16 protein-coding genes are annotated in these 25,506 nt (G+C 58.8%); 9 read left to right on the forward strand and 7 right to left on the reverse strand.

What is annotated here, in order from left to right; translation table 11 throughout:
• Positions 1–332 precede the first annotated feature (332 nt).
• Positions 333–1,982, reverse strand: a complete 1,650-nt coding sequence (locus tag ACWNC0_RS01590; protein WP_449469139.1) for a family 43 glycosylhydrolase — start codon at positions 1,980–1,982, stop codon at positions 333–335.
• A 288-nt stretch (positions 1,983–2,270) separates the two neighbouring features.
• Here ACWNC0_RS01590 and ACWNC0_RS01595 point away from each other — a divergent pair, with 288 nt between their 5' ends.
• Positions 2,271–5,651 carry a glycosyl hydrolase gene (locus tag ACWNC0_RS01595; RefSeq protein ID WP_449469140.1) on the forward strand — a complete coding sequence of 1,127 codons (3,381 nt, stop codon included), beginning with the start codon at positions 2,271–2,273 and terminating at the stop codon, positions 5,649–5,651.
• Positions 5,652–5,655: 4 nt separating this feature from the next.
• On the opposite strand, the gene ACWNC0_RS01600 is transcribed toward ACWNC0_RS01595, so the two are convergent.
• On the reverse strand, positions 5,656–7,002 hold the full coding sequence (locus tag ACWNC0_RS01600; RefSeq protein WP_449469142.1) for a GH39 family glycosyl hydrolase: 1,347 nt from the start codon (positions 7,000–7,002) through the stop codon (positions 5,656–5,658).
• 15 nt (positions 7,003–7,017) lie between these two features.
• On the opposite strand from ACWNC0_RS01600, the gene ACWNC0_RS01605 reads away from it, so the two are divergent.
• A complete protein-coding gene (locus ACWNC0_RS01605) occupies positions 7,018–7,335 on the forward strand; it encodes a hypothetical protein (RefSeq protein WP_449469144.1) in 318 nt (105 codons plus the stop codon).
• Between the two features lie 198 nt (positions 7,336–7,533).
• Here ACWNC0_RS01605 and ACWNC0_RS01610 read toward each other — a convergent pair whose 3' ends face one another.
• The 3 genes from ACWNC0_RS01610 to ACWNC0_RS01620 form a co-directional block, all read right to left on the reverse strand.
• Positions 7,534–8,121, reverse strand: a complete 588-nt coding sequence (locus tag ACWNC0_RS01610; RefSeq protein ID WP_449469145.1) for a TetR/AcrR family transcriptional regulator — start codon at positions 8,119–8,121, stop codon at positions 7,534–7,536.
• A 122-nt stretch (positions 8,122–8,243) separates the two neighbouring features.
• On the reverse strand, positions 8,244–8,555 hold the full coding sequence (locus tag ACWNC0_RS01615; protein WP_449469146.1) for a hypothetical protein: 312 nt from the start codon (positions 8,553–8,555) through the stop codon (positions 8,244–8,246).
• Positions 8,556–8,563: 8 nt separating this feature from the next.
• Positions 8,564–10,033, reverse strand: coding sequence for an NAD-dependent epimerase/dehydratase family protein (locus ACWNC0_RS01620; protein WP_449469148.1), 1,470 nt, complete (start codon positions 10,031–10,033; stop codon positions 8,564–8,566).
• Between the two features lie 113 nt (positions 10,034–10,146).
• On the opposite strand from ACWNC0_RS01620, the gene ACWNC0_RS01625 reads away from it, so the two are divergent.
• The gene (locus ACWNC0_RS01625) at positions 10,147–11,868 is read left to right on the forward strand and encodes an FAD-binding protein (RefSeq protein WP_449469149.1); all 1,722 of its coding nucleotides are present in this window, start codon (positions 10,147–10,149) and stop codon (positions 11,866–11,868) included.
• A gap of 380 nt (positions 11,869–12,248) precedes the next feature.
• On the opposite strand, the gene ACWNC0_RS01630 is transcribed toward ACWNC0_RS01625, so the two are convergent.
• Both ACWNC0_RS01630 and ACWNC0_RS01635 read right to left on the reverse strand, forming a co-directional pair.
• Entirely contained in the window at positions 12,249–13,652 is a 1,404-nt protein-coding gene (locus ACWNC0_RS01630; protein ID WP_449469150.1) for a sugar porter family MFS transporter, read from the reverse strand.
• Between the two features lie 51 nt (positions 13,653–13,703).
• Positions 13,704–14,762, reverse strand: coding sequence for a LacI family DNA-binding transcriptional regulator (locus ACWNC0_RS01635; RefSeq protein ID WP_449469152.1), 1,059 nt, complete (start codon positions 14,760–14,762; stop codon positions 13,704–13,706).
• Positions 14,763–14,875: 113 nt separating this feature from the next.
• Here ACWNC0_RS01635 and xylB point away from each other — a divergent pair, with 113 nt between their 5' ends.
• From xylB to ACWNC0_RS01665, 6 genes are all read left to right on the forward strand, one after another.
• Positions 14,876–16,318 carry a xylulokinase gene (gene xylB / locus ACWNC0_RS01640; RefSeq protein ID WP_449469154.1) on the forward strand — a complete coding sequence of 481 codons (1,443 nt, stop codon included), beginning with the start codon at positions 14,876–14,878 and terminating at the stop codon, positions 16,316–16,318.
• A 10-nt stretch (positions 16,319–16,328) separates the two neighbouring features.
• Positions 16,329–17,642: a xylose isomerase gene (gene xylA / locus ACWNC0_RS01645; protein WP_449469155.1), complete on the forward strand. Its 1,314-nt coding sequence runs from the start codon at positions 16,329–16,331 to the stop codon at positions 17,640–17,642.
• Complete coding sequence (locus tag ACWNC0_RS01650) at positions 17,612–18,508, forward strand: aldose 1-epimerase (protein ID WP_449469156.1); 897 nt, start codon at positions 17,612–17,614, stop codon at positions 18,506–18,508. Before xylA ends, ACWNC0_RS01650 begins: the two co-directional genes overlap by 31 nt.
• 409 nt (positions 18,509–18,917) lie before the next feature.
• Positions 18,918–21,410: a TonB-dependent receptor gene (locus ACWNC0_RS01655; RefSeq protein ID WP_449469158.1), complete on the forward strand. Its 2,493-nt coding sequence runs from the start codon at positions 18,918–18,920 to the stop codon at positions 21,408–21,410.
• Between the two features lie 66 nt (positions 21,411–21,476).
• Complete coding sequence (locus ACWNC0_RS01660) at positions 21,477–23,846, forward strand: glycoside hydrolase family 3 N-terminal domain-containing protein (RefSeq protein WP_449469159.1); 2,370 nt, start codon at positions 21,477–21,479, stop codon at positions 23,844–23,846.
• Between the two features lie 109 nt (positions 23,847–23,955).
• Positions 23,956–25,416, forward strand: a complete 1,461-nt coding sequence (locus tag ACWNC0_RS01665) for a GH39 family glycosyl hydrolase (protein WP_449469160.1) — start codon at positions 23,956–23,958, stop codon at positions 25,414–25,416.
• Positions 25,417–25,506: the final 90 nt, after the last annotated feature.

Raw genomic sequence — 25,506 nt, forward strand, 5'->3', positions numbered from 1 at the left:
GAAGCAAGTGATCCATGGGAGCGGTCACGATACTGAGGATGCAGCTTGACCCAAAGGCCCCAATCAGAGAAGGACTCACTGATTGAGCCAGAAGATGACCACCGTTACAAGTCCAGACGCATGCGATTGGACAAATGGCTTGCTCGATTTGAAGGTCTTGACGGCCACAAGCGATCGTCCAAGCCGTGCTGCTAAACCGGCATAGTTGGATCGGCAGAGGTCCGGCGAACGTAGAATTCCGTTCGTCCACGCGATCCAATCGGCGACCAGATTATGCGTTTCCGATCCCCGCTGGCTACAGGTTGCTGCAGCGCCTGCATCGCGCAGTAACGTCAGTCGAAACAGCGAGTAGAGATCGAGCGCGCAATGCCGACTTCGTTTACCGCGTCGACGGCGACGCAATAACCCTTCCCAAGGTTCAGGCTGCCAATCTCCAGCGACGTCAACCCGTCGTAGACCTGAAAATTTTGGTTCATCAGATCGGGGCGACGCCCGACGCGAACGATATGAAATTCGGCGCCGGGGGCCGCCTGCCAAGTAACCGTCACGCGCCGGGGGTCCGCTGCGCTTCGGCTCGCCTTCACCGCGGATACGCGCCCAGGGCGTCGGCCTGTTCCTTTACCGAACACGCGCAGGTCGTAGAGAGAGAAGTTGCCGCCGTCCGGCGCCTGTACATTGCGCAGCCGCACGAAACGGGCGTTCTGCGCTTGGGGCAGCACCTGATAGTCATGCGGCGCGTCACGCCCATCGTGGGCGTGGTCGATAGCTGTGCGCCAGCGTTGGCCATCATCCGACAGTTCCAGCACATAGCGGTAGCTATCCCGGCTGATCCCGCGGCCCTGGCTGCCCTGATCGGCAAAGTTGATCTGAATCGCTTCGATGCGCTTTTTCGATCCCAGATCGATCTGGAACCATTCTTCACCGCCCGATCGCGCCGACCACAATGTCCTCGAATCCTCATCGACGGCGTTTTCAACCGGAAAACCGTCCAGTGTGGAGGACGCGGTGGCAGCCTTGCCGCGCGACAGAAGCATCCATCCCGTCAGGTCACGATTGCCGCTGAAGTAACGCGGATAATCCCCCAGATAGGTATCCGACAGAACTTCGCCCGTCCGTGTAAAACGGGCCGGGAACAGTCCCAGCCGCCGTTCGAAAATATGGCGCTGCGAGATAGTCATGGTGCCTGCGTGCCACCACCGTCCCGTCGCATCCTTGAAGGTGTTGCCATGCCCCGCGCCGGTAATGAAGCCGGTGGGCTTTACAGCGAAGGGGCTGTAATCCTGATAGACGAATGGCCCCATCGGATCGTCCGCAACGAGGACGCCGTTAGCATAGGTCTTGAACTCGGTGCCTGGCGCGGAATATTCCAGATAATAGCGACCGTCATGCTTGGTCATCCACGATCCTTCGACGAAGGATGGCGCGCCGGGCTTTTCATTATTGTCGCCCGGCACCTCCCACCCGCGACCATCCTTGTCACGGGACTGCGATATCTGCGCGGTTCTGATCACGCGGAAGGTGGTGGTGTCGAGTTCATCCACGCGGAGCGGACCTTTCGATGCCAGACCGCTGTACATGTACAGGCGGCCATCATCGTCGAGGAACATGTCCGGATCCTCATAACGCTGTTCGATGACCGCGGCTTCATACCAGCGCCCGGACTTTGGATCGTCGGTCGTCCAGATGCGGCGCGTACTTTCGCTTGTGGCCAAATACATCCGGCCCCGGATCACGACGACGGTCGGAGCGAACTTGTCCACGGCGTAGCCGCTCGCTTCCACGAAAGTCCAGTGCTGGAGGTCTGGCGAATGCCAATAGCCCTTCGAATGCGACGCGAAGAGGTAGTACAGGCCTTTATATGTGATGATCGTGGGATCGGCCGCTTCCCGATAGGCTTCGCCGAGCTTGAGCTGGATTTGCGGAATCTTGACGGGCGTCTGGTAACGATAGGGTAGATCAATAGGATTTGCATAGGTCGCCATGCGCGACCTGCCTGCTGCCTCTGCCGGGACGAACGGGACCAACGCCATGACGGACAGGCTCGCCGTTACCCAGTGCAGAGCCTTACATACCGCCCCGTTTCGTGCCGAACTTCCCACAAGACTACCCCACTGATGCGTCAGATACCCGGTGACATAGGCCAGGCTGGCAAATAAGTATACAGATACGTTGCATTAATCCGACGGTGGAGTATGGCCTGCTTCTGGAAAAATCTGGCGAGGCAGCGCAGTAATGCGAGCGTGCGGGGCTAAGGATGCAGGGAGAATAAGATGGCAAATTCAAAGGCGTTGAAGCTTGCCTGCGCTGCGGCACTGTATTTCACCACATCTCACGCGGCCTTGGCGTCGGACACCTTGCTTGATGGTTTCCGCGCTCCGCCGCTAGCGGCCAAGCCCAGAGTGTGGTGGCACTGGAACAGCGGGCAGATCAGTTCCGCGGGCATCGCCGCCGACCTCGACTGGATGGAGCGCATCGGCCTGGGCGGGTATCAGGCTTTCGACGTGGACTTGGGCGCCCCGCGCGTGGTGGAAACGCCGCTTCCCTACATGAGCGATGGCTGGAAGGCGATGTTCGGCGAAGCCGTGGAGCGAAGCATTCGCAAAGGCTTCGACATCGGGATCGCCGGTTCGCCCGGTTGGAGCGAGAGCGGCGGCCCTTGGGTCAAACCCGAACAGGGCATGAAGAAATATGTGTGGAGCGAGACCCCGGTCATCGGGGGACGACGCTTCACCGGCCAGCTCGTCCAACCGCCGGGTTCCGCAGGACTGTTTCAGAACAATGCCAGCGGGCTTGGCGTAAAGACGTTCTACCGCGATGCGAAACTGGTGGCGTTCCGCACGTCCAATGGCGCGAAGCTGCCGACCCCCACGGTCAGCGCCAGCGGTGGCAACTTCACCGCGCAGATGTTGAGCGACGGCGATGTCGTGAAAAGCACGGAGTTGACCCCCGGCCCCGATGGCGATGCCTGGCTGCGATTTGACTATGGTCGCGCCGTCACCGTCCGTGCGGTCACGACCGCAACCGGCGGCTACGCCCATTTCGGAGGTCGCGGCGGTGCGGGCCTTGGGTCGGGTGCACGGCTGGAAGCAAGCAATGACGGCCGCAGCTGGAATCAGGTCGGGATGATCGAAACGGCAGGCCCGCAACGGACCGCTACCGTGCCGACGACGACCGCGCGCTGGTTCCGGGTACTGGTTCCGGCAGGGGCGGGTCCCAAAGCCAAGATTGGCGGCGCGAGCATGGCGGGGCCTCCCGGCGGCAAGCTGCTGGTATCGGAGCTGGTTCTGCGCGGTGCCCCGATGGTCAACGCATGGGAAACCAAGGCCGGTTTCGCGCTGTCGTCCGACTATTACTCCCTGGCCACACCGGGCGGGCAGGGCGCGATCCGCGGGCGGGAGGTCATCGACCTCACATCCCGCATGCGCCCCGACGGCACCTTGGACTGGACTCCGCCAATGGGTGAATGGACCATCCTGCGCATCGGCTACTCCCTGACCGGCCAACGCAACGCTCCAGCTCAGCCTTCCGGTTCCGGGCTGGAGGTGGACAAGCTCAGCGGCGCGGACGTGACCAGCTACATTACCCAATATCTTGACCGCTATCGCCAGGCGAGCGGCGGGCGGCTGGGCGCTGGCGGCGTCACCAACATGATCTTCGACAGCTGGGAAGCGGGGGAAGCGAATTGGACGCCCGCCATTCTGGAAAAATTCCAGCGCCTGCGCGGCTACGACGCCACGCCGTTTCTGCCGGTGCTGGCAGGCTATGTGGTGGACAGCGCCGAGGCGAGCGACCGTTTCCTGTGGGATTTCCGCCGCACGCTGCAGGACCTGCTGAAGACCGAGCATTACGACACCCTGACTGCCGAACTGCACAAGGTCGGCATGATCCGCTACGGCGAATCGCATGAAGGCCGCCCCGCCGCCATGGGTGACGGGATGGAGATGAAGGCGTCGGCGGACGTGCCGATGGCGGCATTCTGGCACAAGCGGACGCCCGGCGTCTTCCAGCCTGGCCCTTTCGCCGACATCCGCGAATCCGCTTCCGTCGCCAATATTTGGGGCCAGAACATCGTCGCCGCAGAAGCGCTGACCGCCAGCGGCTCGCCCTGGTCGATCGCGCCGCGTATGTTGAAGCCGGACGCCGACCTGATGATGGTTGCGGGCATCAACCGGTTCATCCTGCACAGTTCGGTGCATCAGCCACTGATCGGCAAGGCGCCTGGGCTGGTGCTCGGTCCCTTCGGCCACTGGTTCAACCGCAACGACACTTGGGCGGAACAGGCAGGCCCCTGGATCAGCTATCTCGGTCGCGCCTCGTACCTGTTGCAACAGGGGCATGCGGTGAACGACGTGGCGATCTTCTACGGCGAGGGCGCCTCGATCACCGGGCTTTTCGGCGAAAATCCACCTGCCGTGCCGGACGGGTTGCAATATGATTATGTGAACGCCGATGCGCTCAAAACTCGCCTCGCGGTGAAGGACGGACGTCTCGTTACGCCGGACGACATGTCCTGGCGGCTTCTTTACATGAGTGGCCAAACGCGGTGGCTCACCTTGCCAACGCTCGAACGCCTGCGCTCTCTTGTCCATGACGGCGCGATCCTCGTGGGTGACAGGCCCCAGGGCTCACCAAGCCTCAGCGACGACCCGGAGCAGGTCCGCGCCATCATAACTGAGCTTTGGCCGATGGCATCTGGCGCTCACACGGTAGGGGCAGGTAAGGTTTACGCAACGAATAGCCTTGCCGCTCCGTTGGCAGCGGAAGGGGTAACGGCCGATTTCGAAATCGTGGGCGGACAGGCGGACGGCGCAATCCGTTTCAGGCATCGCCAGACATCGGACCGCGACATCTATTTCGTCTCGAATAGTCACAACAAAGCGCAGACGGTGGTCGCCGCCTTCCGGGTGACGGGCAAGACCGCAGAGATTTGGGATCCTGTAAGCGGCCAGGCACGACCTGCAAGCTATCGGTATGAGAAGGGCCGCACTCTGGTCGATATCCCGCTTGCCCCCTTCGGCTCAACCTTTGTGATGTTCCGCAACGGTGGTCCGGAAAGCCAGCAGCTTCCAGTCCCAACCGTTCAGCCACTGGCTGATGTGTCTGATAAATGGTCGATCGCGTTCCCGCCCGACCGAGGCGCACCGGCAAAGCTCGAACTCGGCCGGTTGCGCGACCTGAGCAAGGACGTTGACCCTGGGGTGAAGTATTTTTCCGGCACTGCCAACTATAGCCGGACGCTCCGGGTGCCGCGGTCCTGGATGCAGGATGGCGGGCGCTTGCAACTCGATCTCGGCACGGTTGAGGTGGTCGCCGAAGTGCTGGTCAACGGCCGTTCGGCGGGCATTGTGTGGACGGCGCCATACCGCGTTGATGTTACCAACCTGCTGAAGACCGGGCGCAACAAGATTGAGGTTCGGGTCAGCAACTTGTGGGTCAATCGCGTCGTTGGTGACCGTCAAGCCGGCGTGACGAAACGGATCGCCTTCACGCATGAGGACGCGGCAAGCCTAGGCATCAAGCAGCCGCGTAGCGTGTTCGACACAGTAGGGCCGGGCGGAACGCCCTTCGGCGCCACACCCTACACCGCCTCTACGCCAGTGCCGCCATCGGGGTTGATAGGCCCAGTACGGCTGGAGCGTCAGATGCCCTAGGCTCTCAGACAAGCTCGATAAGTGCTACACCCTCCGGCGGCAAGTCGAGCGTAAGCTGAGCATGCTCATCTAGCGTCATCCTTTCAGGGGCCGCCAGTTCCGCTGCCCTGCGAATGGTATCTAACTGCTCGCGGGTGGGATATTGCGGCGATCCCATGGCGCGCCAAGCTGGATAAGGAGATCCGCGCTCCTGATCGACATAGCTGACCTGGACGGCTTGGGCGGCAGCGGCGCCCTGCAGCCGAACGGTTAGCGTCTTGCGGTCGCCGATGATCCGGCGCTCCCTGCTGGCGCCTGGGATGCCCGGGGCCTGCTGGACGTCTGCGAGGTTCCAGACCAAAGCCGCGCACCCGCCGTCCCGCGTGCGCGACGCCAGCGCAGGACCCTTCGCGGCCAATCTGCGGTCGCCAAGCCGATGTAGCAGCTTGTAAGTGTTGAATTCCGGCTTGGCCACGCTCCCCCGGGCGAGCATGCCCCAACCGTTCTGACCTTCCTTGAAGATCCAGTTGGCAACCATATTCTCTTCATACTCGCCGCTGATCTGCCACTGGCACATAGCCTGGCAGTGGGGGAGGCTCTCTTTGATGGCGTGGGCGATCATGGCCGGGCTATCGGATGACCATTCATTGATCCACAATGCCGTCCCCTTATAGCGGGTGGCATCGATCTGTTTCCGGGCCAGCGCGGCTGCGGCAGGCACCACATCATACTCCTTATGCAGACCTGCTTTCCCGAAAATCACGGCCTGATCGTCTCCGGGATAGACATGGGTCGAAACGAAATCGACCGGCAGATTATTCTGTGCACAGAATTGGAGGAACTGCGGAATCCACTGTATTGCCGATGTTGCAGGCCCCCCCACCTTCAAAGAAGGATCGACCGCCTTCACTGCCTGAGCAGCTGCCTTATAAAGCGCGAAATATTCCTCCTGCGTTCCAGTCCAAAACCAGGATTTCAGATTTGGTTCGTTCCAGACCTCAAAATACCATTGTCGCACTTCCTCGGCGCCATAGCGCTGAACGAGATGGCGGACGAACTTCCCGACGAGTTCCGCCCATTTGTCCAACGATGAGGGTGGAGTTACATTGGCGCGGTAAAAGCCAAATTCCTTCGCTCCGCTTGCCAACGAGCGGGGCATGAAACTGAGTTCGACGAACGGCTGGACGCCACGTTCTAGCAGGCCATCATATACGGCATCGACGTTCTGGAAATTACCATTTGCTCCGACCCCCATCTCGTCATTGAAGATGCCGTGAAAACGGATGCGTTGCAGACCGGCCTCATTCTTGAACCGCGCCAAGTCCTTGCGCCATGGCTCCCGAAGAGTGATGGCAGCACGATCTGAGCCCATGCAGCGCGACCAAATATGATCGAGAGGACCGGCGTCTTTTCGGATATCGATATCGATGAAATTGTCGGACGTGCGGCCCAGGCCGGAGAAGTCAGAGCCGCCACGCCCATCGCGCCCCCCATCGCGGAGAATTCACGGCGCGTCCACATCTTGTCATCCATAGATTTTCACCACTCGCAAGCCAAGCCCATCCTGACGGGCAATTTCCCCGAAATTGATGAGCCGACCATGGATCTTAGCTCTATTAAATGCAACGTTATTGTTTACTTTTTGAGCCATGGGGAAGACCTTGGCCGCCGCGTGCCTTTTCAAATTTGCCTTAGGAACGAGTGACAAGCACTCCTCCAGGGGAGAGCATATGCTGCGCTCTGATCGTGTTTTCGTGCTGCTTTACGTGAGCGCCGCTGCTGCCGATACGCCGCGGCTTAATAGTGAGGATGGAGGGCTCGCGTTGCCATAAAGGCCTTTAACGCGAATAGGACCAAAACGCCTGTAACATGGAAGCAGTTCGAACCAGTCAGAGGGACGGGATCACCATTGTTCGCGGGCGAACAATATGAGATCCACTATCTTCTTCCCATGTGTCTCGATATCTTTTGCGGAGAGCTTGCGAACGAGGTCATACTGTAAAAACCAGCCATATACCGATGTGAGAATGTGCTCGGCGACCGCCTCTGGTCGCTCCACGGGGATCGCGTCCCTGTGCGCAGCGGCGCGAATATCCTCCGCCAGCAGCCGAACTGCGTTGAGATAACCCAGTTCGTGCATCAGTGGCGCGAGATCTGGAAAGCGATGGCGATTGAGAAGAATTAACGAATGAAGTCCGCGAAAGAGGGGATCGACCAACAGAGACGCCATGTCGGCAACGCGTAGGTGCAGAACCTCTCTCAGATCGGTAACGCCATGGGTGGATTTGACTCGGGAAACCGCATACCAGCGGGCCAGCGTTTCCCTCACGACCGCACGGAAAAGATCCGCCTTGGTCGCGTAGCGGGCGTAAAGTGTGGTGCGGGTTATGCCGGTCGCCGCGGCAATCTTCTCCATAGAAACGCCATCGAACCCATCGACCAGAAACATGCCTCGGGCGGTGCCAAGAATGGCTTGCTCGATCAGCGCCACCTCCGTTGACGAGGGACGCCCTCTCTTGAGGGCAAGCTTTGCTGGAGTGGCGGTTCGACGGGTCATCAGTGCCTTCTGATATAGGAGCATCGCCATGGCAATGAGATGCTGAAATCGACCCGTTATCTAAATTTGGCGAGATCCTTATCAATTGCAGCCAGCTGCCTGTCGCTGATCTTGCCCTGGGAGAAGCGCTGGATTCCTTTCAGCGTTAGGCCGCGTGCGAGGAAGATCCTGCTGTCGGTCGATGTGTTGGGGATATGCCTGTCCACGATTGCGCGTGTGCGAGGATCATCCAGCAGCGTGCCGATGGGCGTACTCGAGCTACTGTAGCGCGGTGCGACAGCGGGCGCGTTCTTGCGCGCAGGGATTGCCGCCAAAGAGGTTGCAGAGAGAGCGGTGAGGGCCGCGAAAAGAAGAAGATTTTTCTTCATGGGGTCTTTCAGTCGAGATGGGCGGGCGTGTTTGCAGCCGTTGTCTGAGCGGATGGTCCCGGCCAGATTTGAGCGAAAAATGGATTCGACGCGGCAACTAGCGGATAACTGCCGATATCGGTCTGGCAGGTGGGACACCAATGGCCGCCCGCCAGATAGAGGTTGGGCGACATGGTGAAGCGGTGGCCAAGACTGCATTCCCAATCTACGGGAGAGAATGGGTCATCAACCTTGCTTGCATGGCATTTGGCCCCGCGGAAGTCAGCGGCGCCGCGAAGATCCTCGGCTGCCCATTCGTTCTTCGGCTTGGAATCGTCATAGCCATGATCGAGCGCTATCGGGTCTTGCGAAGGCTGCGCCAATGGGAAGTCATCCCAGTCATCGGGAATTTTTTCCCATGCCTCGCGCGATCCGAAATAGGCGTTGATATGCTCCCTGTCATTGGTGCGGATCCAGCTGGCAGGCCCCCCAGAACCCTCCGCAACCGCACGAATCTGCTTGCGGGCAAGGCCTGGGAACAAGCGCATTATGGTGCGGACCACCCAGGGAATGCGACGGGGTAGTTCGGTGAAAAAGTCGTCGATCGAAAAACGCCGATAGGGCACGAGCTCTTCCAAACGATCGGAATCGAGATACCACTGTCCATGGAAATTTCGCGTTGCCAGCCATTTTGGATTGAGAATGCGCCGGAAATCCTTGACGCCCATGGCGGCCATCATCTTGACCATCAACTGATGGTTGACGAGCCGCGCGGATTCTCCGCCGCCAATATTATAGAAGTGACGCCAGAAATTCTCTGGAACGTCATCGCTGCACAACGCTGCCATCAAGCGCGCCGAGTCCTCCACGGTTGACCACTCCATGACTCCGTTAGGAGGGTTATGGAACATGATCGGCCCCTGGGTCTTCCACATGTCGTAATGGGCCATACCGGTCTGGCGGATCGAGACCCAATATTTAAGGCCGGACTCGGCTACGATCGCCTCTGCACGGGCCTTGGTGCCAGCATAATGCCCGTTATAGCCGATGCAGATCGGATCGCCGGTACGTCCCCAATGGACTGGAGGATTGCGGCTGCCGGTCTGTGCCACCGTGCCGATGTAGACAAGGCGGATCTGATCAGCATTGGGCTGGCTTCGGATGGCGTTCACGACATTTTGCGTACCGCCGACATTCACCTTTTCAACGACAGCGGGCGGGAGTTCGTCGGCGAGAGGGGACACGAGAGCGCCCATGTGCAGGACCATGTCCACGCCAGCGACTGCCCGGTCCACGGAGGCGGCGTCGGTGAGGTCGCCCCATGCAAAATCCACGCTATGCTGCTTTTGCAGGCGGCGAATAACGGGATGAGATTTCTCTTCTGGACGCACGAGTACGCGGACGGTCAATGCGGGCATTTGCGAAAGTGCATGGACAACGGCTCTGCCCATATTGCCTGTCGCGCCCGTCACCAGGACCAGCTTTCCAGTTGCTGCCATTTTAGTTCCTTTCGCCGTTCTAAGAAATGCGACTTAGCCCCGGGATTTGTGAATGCCAATTGAAATATACATTAATGTCCATTTATAGGGGAGGGAGATTCAGGAGATCAATTATGACTCGTCCGCACGGTGAACCTCGCCCTGGCGACCCCCATTGGAACAGCGACGTCGAAGCGCCGCTTGTCATCGAGGATGCTGACGCCTTCGAATGGGACGGCGCAGAAGATGTGATCATCGTGGGCTATGGCGGCGCGGGCGTCGCGGCAGCGATCCAGGCGCATGAAGAGGGCATGTCGGTCCTGGCCATCGATCGTGCGGATGGAGGAGGCGCGACGCGCATCAACGGAGGCATATTCTACGGAGGCGGCGGCACGCCGGCTCAGTTGGATGCAGGTGTCGAGGACAGCGTTGAAGACATGTTCAGCTATCTTCGTTTGGAGACCCAAGGCGTTGTCAGCGACCAAACGCTCCGGATCTTCTGCGAAGAGAGCGCAGATACGGCGCGTTGGCTGGCCGGACATGGCGTCCGTTTCGCGGGGCGCGTCTATGAGAAAAAGACAAGCTATCCGCACACCGACTATTCCCTCTATCATTCCGACAACAGCCTTGCGCCCAACTACAAGGCCGTGGCGAAACCTGCTCCGAGAGGGCATCGCGCCCTGGTCGACAAGCTGGATGCACCGATGGGATACGGGAAAGGTCTTTATGATCCGCTGCGGAAGTCAGCGGAGCGTTTGGGGATCAAGTCCTTGCCCTCCACCAAGGTGAGGCAGCTCGTGATGGATCACAATGGTCGCGTGGTCGGCGTGGTTGCCATCCAGATGCAGCCCGGCACCGCCGAGGGGAAGCGCTATGACGTCTTGATGCGTCGCGCGACGGCTATGGTACTTCGCCTGCCGCCCTCGATGCCGGGCGCCCCCATCATCGCGCACCTGGCGTCACGGCTGTTTAAAAAAGCGGCGGCTTTGGAGCGTAAGGCGGGTGTTAAGCGCGTGATTCGTGCGCGTCGCGGCGTATGCCTTGCGGCGGGCGGCTTCATTTTCAATCGAAAGATGGTTGAGCATTATGCGCCCAAGTATCTCAAGGGCATGCCGCTTGGCACTCCCGGCGATGATGGAAGCGGTATTCGGCTCGGGCAGAGCGCGGGCGGTGACGTATCGCGCCTTCAGCATGTCAGCGCTTGGCGTTTCATCAACCCGCCCATCGCCTGGGCGCAGGGCATGGTCGTAAACCGGCAGGGCCAGCGATATGTCAACGAGATGCTCTATGGCGCGTCTATCGGTATGCCGATGGTGGAAGATCATGAGGGTGTGTGCTGGATCATCCTGGACGATGATGGCTATCGAACGGCCAAGCTCCAGTCGAAGAGCAAGGCCATTCTGGGCTTTCAGCGTTACCCCGCACTAGCCGCCATGCTCCTGGGGTCGAAAAAGGCAGGCTCGATCAAGAGCCTGGCCGGAAAGTGCGGGATCGCGCCGGAAGGTCTTGAAGCAGCGGTCGCCGACTATAATCGGCTCGCCGAAACAGGGGTGGTCGACCCACTAGGGAAAGCCTCCGAGGATATCGTGCCGATCGTCAAAGCGCCTTTTTACGCCATCAACATGTCCATCGACGCCAAATTGGGTTTCCTCCCCGTTCTGACGCTGGGAGGCCTCAAGGTGCAGGAGCATAGTGGCGCAGTCTTGAACGAAGAGGGTGAGCCGATCCGCGGACTTTATGCGGCCGGCCGGAATGCTGTCGGCATCTGCTCCAATATTTATGTCAGCGGCTTGTCGGTTGCGGATTGCGTCTTCTCCGGACGCCGTGCCGCGCGGTCGCTGGCGAGGTCGGACTAAAGCCGTTGGGTTTGATAGCACGCCGGAGCAACGCGCTAATGCTACCAGAGCGTTTACTTAATTGCCGGATTGCTTATGTTGAGCATCGGTCGAATCGAGATGACCACTATTTGGATCATGTTTGCCGTGCGGATTGAGGGATTCTCGCCGCATCGGTGCTGCGCTCTGGGCCGAACTGCACGGCGGCCCAGAGCGCATTGCCTTGAGGCCGCATTTGCCCGCATCAGCAAGTTGGCTGTGTTGTAAAATATGCAGTTAAGCACATTTATACAGCGCGGCCATCTATACGCACTTGCTCCGATGACCGTTAAACGGCGTCGCCATGACGGTTGGCGGTAGCGGCCTGGCGATCCAGAGGTCGCCAGGCTTTGGGCAACCCGCTATCCCTGCATCGCCTCCAACTCTATCCCCTTGGTTTCCTGAACCGTCATAAAGACGAACAGCAGGGATAGCAGGGCAAAGGTGGTATATGCGCCATAGGTGACGGGCAGCCCGATATTCTTCGCCAGCCAAGGGAAGCTTGAACTGACAAGAAAGTTCGCGAGCCACTGCGCAGCACCCGCCACGGCGAGGGCCGACCCGCGCATCTGGTTGGGAAACATTTCGCCAAGCATGACCCACATGACCGGACCCCAACTGAGGTTGAAGAATATCACGTAAATGTTGGCAGCGAGCAGCGCGACGAGGCCCAGCCCTGCCGGCAAGCGAAGGGCGCCGTCGACCATGGCCGCATTGCCAAAGCACCAGGCCAGCGTTGCGAGCGTGGCTGTCATGCCTGCCGAGCCGATCAGCAAAAGCGGCCGCCGCCCGATCCGGTCGATGAGCAGGATCGATACGAGGCATGCGAGGATCGACACGGCCCCAGACGCGATATTGATCTTTAGTGCGTCGCTTTCTGTGAAACCCACGGCCTGCCAGAGTACCGCGCCGTAATAGAAGACGACATTGATCCCGACGAGTTGCTGGAACACGGCCAGGCCAATGCCGACCCAGACGATCTTGCGCCAACCGCCGCCCGGCTTGCGAATATCGGCCAGGCTGGGCTGGTGATCGTGAGAAAGCGATGCGCTAATTTCGTTCATTTTCTCGGCTGCGGCTTGTGGGCCGAGCAGGCGATCCAGAACCAGCCTGGCCTGTTGCAGTCGCCCCTTGGCGATTAGGAAGCGGGGGCTTTCCGGGATGCCGAATAGCGCCACCAGGAATAATAGGGCCGGTATGGCTTGAACCCAGAACATCCATCTCCAGGCAGGCTGCCCGGCCCAAGCCGTTCCAAGCGAGGATCCCGCGATGCCCGCGAGATAATAATTGGCGAAAAAGGCTCCGGTCAGACCCGAGATGATCATCACCTGCTGCATGCTGGACAGCCTTCCGCGTATATGCGCGGGCGTAACTTCGCTGATGTAGGCGGGGGAAAGGACGCTTGCCGCGCCCACCGCCATTCCAGCGAAGAAGCGGGCGATGGCGAGGACTGTTGCGCTGAATGCTCCGCCGGAGGCGACGGCGCTGATGATGAAGAGGATCGCCGCGACGATCATGACGGTACGACGGCCCCAGATATCCGCGAAGCGGCCCGCGAGGAAGGCGCCCAATGCACAGCCTGGCAACAAAGCGCTGACCGTCAGGCCAAGCTGAGCCTCGTCAAGTCCGAAGGTGTGGCGAAGCCCCTCCTGCGTGCCGTTGATTGCCCCGGAGTCATATCCGAACATGAAGCCGCCGATCGTGGCAACCGCGACTATACGGCCGATCAAAGCCAGATTGACCCGCTCCTGTGCAACCCGATGCATAGCTGAACCTCTCCTATTGTGAGCGCTACCATGGCGAAGTTGTGGACGTGGTCAAGTCTTTAGCTGAGGCGCTGCATCAGATCCGCGGACGACCAGTTCGTAATCAAGTTTTACATGTTGAGGCTGAGCGCGCGCCAAGGGGCGCTTGGATCGCACGGCCTGGGCAAGAATTTCGATCGCAACGCTGGCCATAGCCGAAATCGGTTGGCGTATCGTGGTGAGTTCGGGCCATATTGTCGTGGCGATGGCGGTATCGTCGAACCCGCAAACGGTGAGATCGCTGGGCACATCCAATCCGCGCTGGTGCGCGGCGCTCACCACGCCCGCCGCCATGTCGTCATTGGCTGCGAAGATGGCGCTGGGCGGCGATGTGATGTCGAGTAGCGTGGCTGCTCCGGAAAGCCCGCCTCGGTAGGTGAAATTTCCCTGCGCGACCAACTTCTTGTCCGGCTTGATCCCCGCCAAATGCAAAGCGCGTTCATAGCCTTGTCGCCGCAGATGACTGGCGGTTTGGTTGGGGTCGCCTGCGACGAACCCGATACGGCGATGTCCGCGCGCCAGGATATGCTGAGTCATTGTGAACGCCGCTTCCTCATCATCTATGAGCACGGCATGAGAGGAAGGCGCTGGCTGTCCGGATGCAACCTGAGCGGCCGCGAGACCGCATTTTTGCAGAGCGCTGAGCAGTTCCGCGTCGTCGCAGAGCGGCGGCGGCAATAACACCGCATCGACCCTGTGTGCGACAAGTCTGGCAGCGAGCATGACGGGCTTTTCCAGCGGGTCAATTTTATCGACGATCAGTTCGACATCATTCTCTCGGGCAGAGCCGAGGCTTCCGAGAAGAAATTCGCTTAGATAGGCGGCGCTGGGATTGCCGTATAGCAAGACGATGCGGCATTGCCGTGCCCCCGCCAAAGCGCGTGCTGCAGCGTTCGGGACATAACCCAAGGCGGCAACGGCCACTTCGACCTTTTTGCGAGTCGTGTCCTTCACCCGCTGATCATGGTTGATAACGCGGGACACGGTCATTGGGGACACGCCCGCCGCGTGCGCGACATCGGCAACTGTGGGTCCTTCGGTTCTGCGGCGCGAACCTCTTTTGACGACCATCTTCTGCATTTCCCCTTTTGCATCGCCTATTCGGAAGGGAGAGGTTGAGCAAGCCTCTTGCATGATGACAGATGTTAGCGCTACCTACGCAGGTTAGGAGAGGGTGTAGCGAGATGTTTCTCGGCATAGATATTGGAACATCGGGCGTTAAAGCCGTGATAGCCGCGCAGGATGGCAAAGTGCTGGCGACTGGGAACGCGCCGTTAAATGTATCACGGCCTTTCCCTTTATGGTCTGAGCAAGATCCCCAGGACTGGTGGCAGGCAACCGAAGCCGCCATTCTTGCGCTGCCTGATGACTTACGCGCAGGGGTGCAGGGCATCGGACTCGCCGGGCAAATGCATGGCGCGACGCTGCTGGGGGCGGACCATAAGCCGCTTCGCCCCGCCATCCTGTGGAATGATGGACGCAGCTTCCAATTATGCCGAAAGCTAGAGGAGGAGATTCCGGAATCGCGCGCGATTACGGGGAATCTTGCCATGCCAGGCTTCACCGCGCCAAAGTTGATGTGGGTGAGGGAGCATGAGCCTGAAGTTTTCGATCGGGTCCACAAGGTGCTGCTGCCCAAGGATTATGTGCGCCTTTGCATGACCGGCGAGATGGCGTCCGATCTGTCGGATAGCGCCGGGACATTGTGGCTTGATGTGGGGGCACGCGACTGGAGCGACGTTATGCTGGCCGCCACCGGGCTTTCGCGGCAGCATATGCCTGTCCTTTTCGAGGGCAATGGGATCACGGGCGTGTTGCGTCCCGAAGTGGCCGCGCGGTGGGGCATGGCTGCCGTGCCCGTGGCGGCTGGGGGTGGTGACAACGCAGCGGGCGCCGCTGGCATTGGAGTGGTCAACGAAGGGGACGCACTGTTGTCGCTTGGCACTTCAGGCGTGATTTTCGTCGCTACAAGCGCGTTTCGGCCGAACCCCGATGGAGCGGTACATGCCTTCTGCCACTGCCTGCCAGCGATGTGGCACCAGATGAGCGTACATTTGTCCGCCGCGTCCTGCATCGACTGGGGCGTGAAGGCGGTAGGGGCGGACGGCCCCGCGGATTTCTTTGCGTTGGCGCAAGAGGCTGGCAGCGGAGTGGGGCCTGAACTGTTTTTACCGTATCTTTCGGGCGAGCGTACGCCACACAATGACTCGCATATTCGCGGCGCTGTGCTGGGTATCGACAATGAAACGGATCGAAAGCGCATCGCAGCGGCTGTTCTGGAAGGCGTGGCCTTTGCGCACGCAGACGGTATTGCCGTACTGCGCCAGGCGGGTACGACGATCGAGGAGCTTGCGGTCATCGGCGGCGGCGCACGATCGCGCTATTGGGGTTCGATCATCTCAGCCGCATTGAACGTGCGCCTTGCCTATTTGGAAGGTGGAGAAGTGGGGCCTGCGCTGGGGGCGGCTAAGCTTGCCCTCATGGCCGTGACCGGAGCAAGCGCCGCTGAAGCTTGTACCCGCCCATCTATTTCGGACGTCATAGAACCCGATGCGGCGCTCGCCGATCGTCTCGCGCCGCGGCTTGCCCGCTTCAGAGCGGCCTATTCGGCCCTCAAGTCTTTGTAAGGAGAAATTCGTGTCCGCCAGTTATTTCGCTGAATTCCCGACCATCGGCTATGAAGGGCCGGAAAGCGCCAATGACCTTGCCTACCGCTGGTACGACAAGGATCGCGTCATATTGGGCAAGCGCATGGAAGACCATCTGCGCTTCGCCGTGTGCTTCTGGCACAGCTTCTGCTGGCCGGGGAGCGATGTTTTCGGCGGCGGCACCTTCCGGCGCCCCTGGCATGCAGGTGCCAACGACGCGTCGGCGGCGCGATCGAAGCGAGAGGCAGCGCTCTCTTTCATCGAAAAGCTGGACGTGCCTTTCTACTGCTTCCACGATGTCGATGTGATGGCGGATGCCGACACGATCGGCGATTTTCGGAAAAGTTTTGCCGAGGCGGTTGATCATCTGGAGCAACTGCAGGCCCAGCATGGCCGCAAGCTGTTGTGGGGCACGGCTAACCTGTTCAGCCATCCCCGCTATATGGCGGGCGCGGCAACCAATCCGGATCCCGAAGTCTACGCCTGGGCCGCGAGCCAGGTTCGAGACGCGTTGGAAGCCACCCATCGTTTGGGCGGAGCCAACTATGTATTGTGGGGCGGTCGCGAAGGTTATGATACGATCCTCAATACGGAAATCGGCATTGAGCAGGAAAATTTCGGCCGTTTCTTGAGCCTGGTCGTCGATCATAAACATCGCATTGGCTTCAAAGGAACGATCCTGATTGAGCCCAAGCCGCACGAGCCGACCAAGCATCAATATGATTTCGATACTCAGACCGTTTACGGCTTCTTGAAGCGCTTCGGCCTGGAAGGCGAAGTTCGCGTGAACATTGAGGCGAACCACGCCACTTTATCAGGCCACACATTTGAGCATGAAATCGCCATGGCACGGGCGCTTGGCCTCTTTGGATCGATCGATGCAAACCGCGGCGATCACCAAAATGGATGGGACACGGACCAATTTCCCAATTCGGTCGAGGAGCTGACCCTGGCCATGCTGGAGATTATCCGCGCGGAAGGCTTTAATGACGGGGGCTTCAATTTCGACGCAAAGGTGCGGAGGCAGAGCGTAGACGCGGTCGATCTTTTCCACGGCCACATTGGCGGGATCGACACGGTCGCGCATGCGCTCATCAAGGCGGCGGCGATCATCGAGGACGGGCGCGTCGATGCGTTCCGTGCGGAACGCTATTCTGGCTGGAAGGAAGATTTGGGGCAGGCCGTTCATTCCAATAATGCGACGCTCGCTTCGATCGCCGACATTGCGGTTTCCCGCGATCTGGCGCCGCAGTTGCGATCGGGCCGCCAGGAGTGGCTGGAAAATATGGTGAACCGCTTCTGATGGAAATCCGAGCAGGCGATTACCGCCTTTTGTTGGAGCCGGAACGTGGGGGCTCGATCTTGGCGTTCGAGTGGCAGGGTGAAGCGTTGCTTCGCCCCGCCTGCGGTCCTACAATATTGGACGTTGCCTGTTTTCCATTACTGCCCTTTTCAAACCGGATCGCCTTTGGCCGCTTCCAGGCCAATGGGCGCGAAGTGCAGCTGAGACCGAACTTCCCCGGTTCAGACCATCCGCATACACTGCATGGATTTGGATGGCTGGCGTCTTGGACTGTTGAACACTCTGATGTGAACAGCGTGACGCTTGGCCATCATTATTTGGAAGGGGAATGGCCCTGGCCATATTATGCCGAGCAGCAGTTTGAACTAACGGAGGAAGGGCTAACGATCGGGCTGCAAATAATAAATCATGGTCAAAGCCTGATGCCCGCAGGACTGGGACTTCATCCTTATTTCCCTCGGGATTGCAACACGGTCTATTATGGGCTGCATCATGGCGAGTGGCGAAATGATGGAGACTGTCTCCCGCAAGACTTGGATCTTAAAGAGCGGGCAATTGATTGGTGGGACGGCCGCAACGTGGAAGAGCGCCGAGTGGATACAGTTTACACGAACCGGCAGGGGATTTTGTCGGTTGCATGGCCTTCCCGTAATTTGTCGCTCGTAATCCAACCAGGAGATGCGCTGCCTCATACGGTAGTCTACACGCCGGAGGGACAAAATTTTATCTGCGTCGAGCCAGTTAGCCACGCAACTAACGCTCTCAACTCTTCACCTGATGACGTCAAATGGCTAAAGCCGGGGGAAAGCTTTGCGGCAGTGACGTCGTTTCGCGCCACTAGGAACGGAAGCAAGCCCCATTCTTAGGTTTCGGCGCTAGGTAAACTGCATGGGTGAGCGGAAATGGTTAAGGGCTCGTCGAGCCACTGCTTTTGTTGGCAAATAGCAACACCCAGAAAAAAATCTCCGGCCCAGTTTACTTTTGCACTTGGTTGCGTCAGGATTCTTCCGTCACACAAAAAAAGGGGAATCAACGAGAGGCTACCGTTACGCTTCGATTATAAAGATAGCGCTACCAAAGCCTGTCCTAAGAGGCGTAGGTGTCAAGTGCAAAGCGCGCTTAGGCACGTCAAGCGACAGCGGTTTCTCAGGTCATGTGCGGCGACACAGCAGTATTGGTTAAGTTTGCGCTTTTTGGGTGAAGCTGAAAAGCGGTGCTTTCGGCAAAGTCCAGCCAGACGTGAAATGTTAAGTTTGAACAATCTATGGGGAGAGGATGATGCAAAGGAATTTGCGTACACACACATTGTCGCTATTGCTCGCAACCAGCGCAGCTTGCGGCCTGTCGGCGCCCGTCTGGGCTCAGGAAGCGAATGGCAACGTCTCGACAGGGGCTAATCAATCCAGCGCCGAAATCGTCGTGACCGCGACACGCCGGGCCGAGTCGTTGCAGAATGTTCCGATGAGCATCAACGTCGCGACAGGCGAGCAGATCGAACGCCTTAAAATTTTCGATGTCAAGGATGTGCAGCAGCTTGCTCCGGGCCTTGAGCTGCGCAACGACAATGGTCGCGCGAACTCCGCAACTCTGCGTGGCGTAAACTTCGACCCTGACCAGGGGACCGGGCCGGCAGTTGATCTTTATTTCAACGAAGTTCCAATCGATGCGCAAACGGCTTTCACTGCTATTTACGACATCGATCAGATCGAAGTCTTGCGCGGACCGCAGGGCGGCCTGCGCGGCCGTACGGCTCCATCGGGTGCGATTACCATTCGGACCCGCCGCGCGAACCTCAATAAGATCGAGGGCTATGTGCAGGGCAGCGCGACCGAAGATGCCGGCTACAACGTGCAGGGCGGCGTATCGCTGCCGGTAATCGAGGACAAGCTTGCCATACGAGCCTCGATGCTGGTCGATGGCAACCGTTTGAACCAGGTGCGCAATATCGTTCGTGGCGACCGTTCGCAAAGTCGAACCGAAAGCGCCCGGCTGTCGGTTGCGTTTCAGCCGACGGACGGCTTCGACATCAACGTGATGTATCAGTATCTGAATGCTGATAATATTCTGTACCCGCAGGTCTTTGGTCCGGGCAATCCTGTAATTGGCAATCCGCCGGTCGGATTGGATGATCGCTATACCTTGGCAGAAGGGCGCAGCCGCTTCATTAATAATAGCCATCTGCTCACCCTGGATGCGAAATATGATCTGGGTCCCGTCACCCTGTCATTCGTCGGCGGACATCAGGAGACCAAACTCACCCAATATGGGGAGTTTGACGCGGGGAATGCGATCCACAACTATGCGCCAACCCAGATCACGCGTACGCCCTATAATGTCGACTCTGGTGAACTGCGGTTGATGTCCAACAAGGATGGCTTCTTCAACTGGACGATCGGCGGTACTTACAGCAAGAATACCGGCAATGTGACAGTCGATAAACCGTTGGATTACATTCCCAGCGTACCCGGTGTCCCCGTTCCTGTGCTTCCCATTTTTCCTGTCCCCGGCGTGATCAACATACCTGTTAGTGGTGAAAGCTACTCTGTGGCGGGCAGCGTTCGACTCCAGCCTACTGACAAGCTGACCTTTGAAGCGGCGGGCCGTTATTCGGTTATCAGCGGAAAGCAGTTCGCAACCATCTCCATTCCGGGCGCTGGAACATTCCCGATCGTAGATTTCGAGAAGAAATCGCATCCATTCACTGGATCTGCCACGCTGACTTACAAAGCTACCCCGGATCTCACCGTCTACGGAGCATATGGGCGTTCATTCCGTGCTCCGACGGCAGGCGTCGGTGTACCGCAGAATGTCAGCCAGGATCTGGCAATCAGCAAAGCGGAGCATGCGGATACTTTTGAAGTTGGGCTTAAGTCGGCTTTCTTCGATCGTCGCCTGTCGCTCGATGTGGCTGCCTTCTATCAGAAGTTTGATAATTTCATCTCCCGCTTCACTGGCATAGCTACTGATCAGGGAAGCCAGCCCTTTCCTGGCTTCTTCGCTGGACCGCCGGATGGCACCGTCGACACCAATGCTGATTATAATTATAACGGCAAAGCTACGGTCAAGGGCGTCGAGGCGACGCTCGCGGGGCGGCCGACGGACAATTGGGACGTCTCAGTCAGCATGTCGTACGTGAAGGCGCGTTATAAAAATGCGCTCCTGCCGTGCAACACGGTGGATCCGGTGACCAATCAGTCCATCGTTGTTCCCAATCCGGCATTCGGCGGAGTCAACAACGTTAGCTATTGTCAGCGCAACTCGCGTCTTGCGGACGTGCCTGATTTCAGCCTCACTGCGAACAGCGAATACCGCTTCGGAACTGGGCCGATCCAGCCGTTCATTCGTGGCCTGATCACCTATCGCCCGAGCGTTTATTCTTATAATCAGCAGTACCGTTATCCTCATCGCGAACTCATCAACCTGTTCGTCGGTTTGCGAGGTGGAGATACGAAAAAGTGGGAAGTATCAGCTTTTGTCCGCAACCTGCTGAATCAGAACAAGGTCACTAACATCAGCATCAACAATGCGACTATCACCGGGAACAACGTCCTGGGCGGTCCTGGTGTGATCTTCGAATTCAGGATATCGCTCTGTGAACCTCACCAATCCACGGGAGTTCGGTATCTCCGGGTCGTTCCGTTTCTAAACTCTCCACTCCCGCCAGCGTTATGCGCTGGCGGGCCTTTTCGTGCTCCGACGCTGGAAAAATCGTTGGCGCATGGATATAATGGTACGGCCATGTTTACTTTTCCCCTCTTCCTGTTGTAAGATTTTCATATGACGATCCGCCCACTGCGTTGCGGGACGCCTATGACTTTTTGAACGGAGGATTCCTTGGCTGACCGGCTCGCCCTTACGCGGCGCATGTTCATCGCTTCGACCGCTCTGGCGATGCCAGTTACGGCCATGGCCGACGTTGCGGGCAAGCCCCGATATCGCGACGCGAAAGCTCCCATCGAAGAGCGCGTACGCGATTTGTTGAGCCGGATGACTTTGGAAGAAAAAGCCGCGCAGATGCGGTCGATCGCCTACACAAAATCGCTGTTTCTAGAGGGCGACCTATTTTCGCCGGAGAAGGCCAAGCAGGTTTTCGTGAACGGCATCGGTCAGATCGGTAACCCGAGTGATACCAACGGAACGGCGCGTGTAGCCAGGGACAATTACCGTTCACCTGGAGAGACGATCGACCTCGTCAACGCCATTCAACGACATCTGGTCGAAAATACGCGTCTGGGCATTCCCGCACTGTTCCATGAGGAGACGGCTCATGGTCTTAAGGCGAGGGACGCGACGATCTTCCCAATTCCGCTGGGCCTGGGCAGTACGTGGGACCCAGCTTTGGTGCAACAGGCTTATGAACTTGCAGGGCGCGAGGCTCGGATGCGGGGCGCAACGGTTGCGCTTAGTCCCGTCCTCGACCTGGCCCGTGATCCACGATTCGGCCGGGTGGAGGAGTTTTTCAGCGAAGATCCCTATCTGGTGAGTCAAATGGGTATCGCGTCCGTGCGTGGCCAGCAGGGGACACGCCCCTTGGCGGCGGACAAGGTATTCGTGACGCTCAAGCATTTCATACACGGGGCGCCCGAGGGTGGGCTTAATACCGCGCCGGCCGACATGAGCGAGCGGACGCTGCGCGAAAATTTCCTCGTGCCCTTTGCCCAGGTGATCAAGAAAACCGACCCGGCCGTCATCATGCCGTCCTATAACGAGCTTGAGGGCGTTCCCTCACATGCCAGTTATGAACTGCTTCAGCGCACGGGCCGGGAGCGACTGGGTTTTCGCGGCGCCTATTTCAGCGACTATGGCGGCATCACCAATCTCGTCACCCAACATTATATGGCAGCGAATGATGATGAGGCTGCGGTGATGGCGATCCATGCGGGCGTCGATGCTGAATTGCCTGAGGGCCAAGCCTACGCCCGTTTACCCGAATTGGTGCGTTCCGGGCGCATCCCCGAAGCGAGTCTGGATGTAGCTGTTTCCCGCATTCTGGCGCTGAAATTTGAAGCTGGTCTGTTTGAAAATCCCTATGTCAGCAAACCGCGCGCGCTGCGCCAGGTCAATGCGCCGGCGAGTAAGGCGCTTGCCCGCAAAGTTGCGCAGAAATCGATAGTGCTCCTCAAGAATGACGGCCTATTGCCGATCAATACCGCCAGGCCGCAAAGGATTGCGGTGATCGGACCCAATGCGGTCGAGCCGTTGTTTGGTGGATATTCCTCGGTGAACGCTCAAGCCGTGGGGATTTTGGAAGGTGTGAAAGCGGCTGCTGGTCCGGCGGTATCCGTCGAACATGCTGAAGGTGTTCAGATCATCAAGCCTGACCCAACCGGCCAGCATTTGCCGGCTCGGGCTGCCCGGTATCCCGATCCTGCTGAGAACGCCGCGCGCATCATTCAGGCAGTGGAGGTTGCAAAGCGGGCGGATGTAATACTGCTCGTCGTTGGCGACGTTCCGGAAATCACGCGAGAAGCGATTCACGGAGGTGCGCCGGGCGATCGCAACACCCTCAACCTCTTCGGCGATCAGGATGCGCTGGTCGAAGCCATGATCGCGACGGGGAAACCCATAATCGCCTTGTTGATCAATGGACGCCCTCTTTCGGTCAATCGCTTGGCTGAGAAGGCCAATGCTTTGATCGAGGGCTGGTACCTTGGACAGGAAGGCGGGAATGCGTTCGCCGATGTGCTGTTTGGGAAGATCAACCCGGGCGGGAAGCTGCCGGTCACTTTCCCGCGCTCGGTCGGTGACCTGCCGATGTTCTACAATCAGCATCCATCGGCCAAGACGGGCAAGCGCTATGTTGAGAACAAAATAACGCCGCTCTTCCCCTTCGGCTATGGCCTCAGCTACACGACATTCGACATTTCCGCGCCTCGCCTCGCGAAATCCACGATCGCAATCGGGGAAACGGCCATAGTGGAAGTGGATGTCACCAATAGCGGTCCCAGAACGGGCGATGAGGTAGTCCAGCTCTATGTTCGTGACGATGTAAGTTCCGTGCCGCGCCCGGTTTTGGAACTGCGGGGGTTTGAACGTGTGACATTGAAGCCCGGCGAGAAACGCACGGTAAAGTTCAGTCTTGATCCCGATAGCCTGGCCTTCTGGAACATCGATATGGCTTATGTCGTCGAACCGGGAACTTTCACCATCCACGCGGGGTCGAGTTCAGCCAGCCTGAAATCGGTAAAGCTCACGGTCGTTTGATCGGCGAAGTTGGAGAGGGCGCCGTAACGCGGCTGCCTGAGGAGTAAAAGTGATGTGGGATCGCCGAGAAATAATTGGGGCCGGTGCGGCAGCTTTGGCAGCTTCTGCTGTGGCCAGGCCAGCGTTTGGGCAAATTGCTACCGAACATGTCGAGATCGATCTGCGCCGCGACGCGGGTGCGCTTGATCATATCTGGTCCCGTTGCGCCGGATCGGATCGTGCGTCCGTAACGCTGCGCGAAAGCTGGCGCCACGATCTCGAGCGCTTCCATAATGAAACGGGGCTTGAGCGCGTACGTTTCCACGGCATCTTCAACGATGATCTGGGTGTCTGGCCTGGCGGCATGAACGGCAAGGACCCCAACTTCCAGAACGTCGATGATGTCTATGACGGCGTGCTGGCAAGAGGTGTCCAGCCCTTTGTCGAATTGAGCTTCATGCCCAAGAAGCTCGCCAGCGCGAATAAGAAGCTCAATTTCACCTATGATGCCAACATCAGTCCACCGACCTCTCCAGAGGCGTGGGGCGCCTTCATTCAGGTTTTCGTGCGTCACTTGCTGGATCGTTACGGGGCCTCTGCGGTGCGCCAATGGTATTTCGAGGTCTGGAACGAGCCCAATCTCAACTGGTTCTTCAGCGGCACGCAGGCTGACTATTTCGCCATGTACAAAGCCGCAGCACGGGCAATCAAGGAAGTTGATCCCAAGCTGCGCGTCGGCGGGCCATCTTCTGCGGCGGCGCAGTGGATTCCCGAGTTCCTGGGCTTCTGTGCGCAGGAAAATCTGCCTGTCGATTTCGTGTCAACGCACATCTATGCCGGGGACGATCAGAAGGAGCTGTTCGGCGAGGCCAATCGCTATCCTCACAAAGACGTGATTCCGGCGGCCATGGCCAAGGTCAGAAGCCAGATCGACGCGACGCGATACAAGGGCGCCGAACTATGGCTGTCAGAATGGTCGTCAGACAGCCCGGCGATGATTGCGCATATCATCAGCAATTGCCTGCCCTACTGCCATGCCATGGCGCAATGGTGCATCAGCAATGTGTTTGAGGAAATCAACTTCCCCAACTTCATCCTTAAGGAAGGTGATGGTGGGTGGGGCATGCTGGCCCAACGCGGCATCGCGCGACCGGCTTTCAATAGCTACAAATTGTTGCACCGGCTCGGCCAGCGGCGACTGGCAGCGACGGGGCCGACTCTGGCGAGCAAGACGCGAAACGGGGCAGCGGCTTTGGTGTGGAACCTGGCCGAGGTGAAGCAGCCTGCGGGCATCCCAGGCATGAGCAACCAGCGGATCGTCACGGGAGAGCGTAAAAAAATCGAGGTCAAACTCAAGGGAGCCGCTCCGGGCAAGACCGTGCAAGTCAGCTATGTCGATCAGGAGCGGGGTTCGCCTCTTCCCAAATGGCGCGAGCTGGGTTCGCCGCAATATCCCAAAAAGGACCAGATCGAGCAGATTCGCCGATCGGCCGAACTCGCTCCGCCGGAAACGCGGCGCCTGGACGGGCAGGGCGTCCTGACGCTGGATCTGCCGCCTGAAGGTTTGGCCCTGATCGAATTGACGGCCTGATCTGCTTTGTTGAATGCAGGCCGTCCATCGACCTTGGACGGCTTGCTGCTCAAGCGATATGTTCATAAGTGGATACGCCTAACGAAAACG

Source organism: Sphingobium chungangianum (assembly GCF_977014255.1).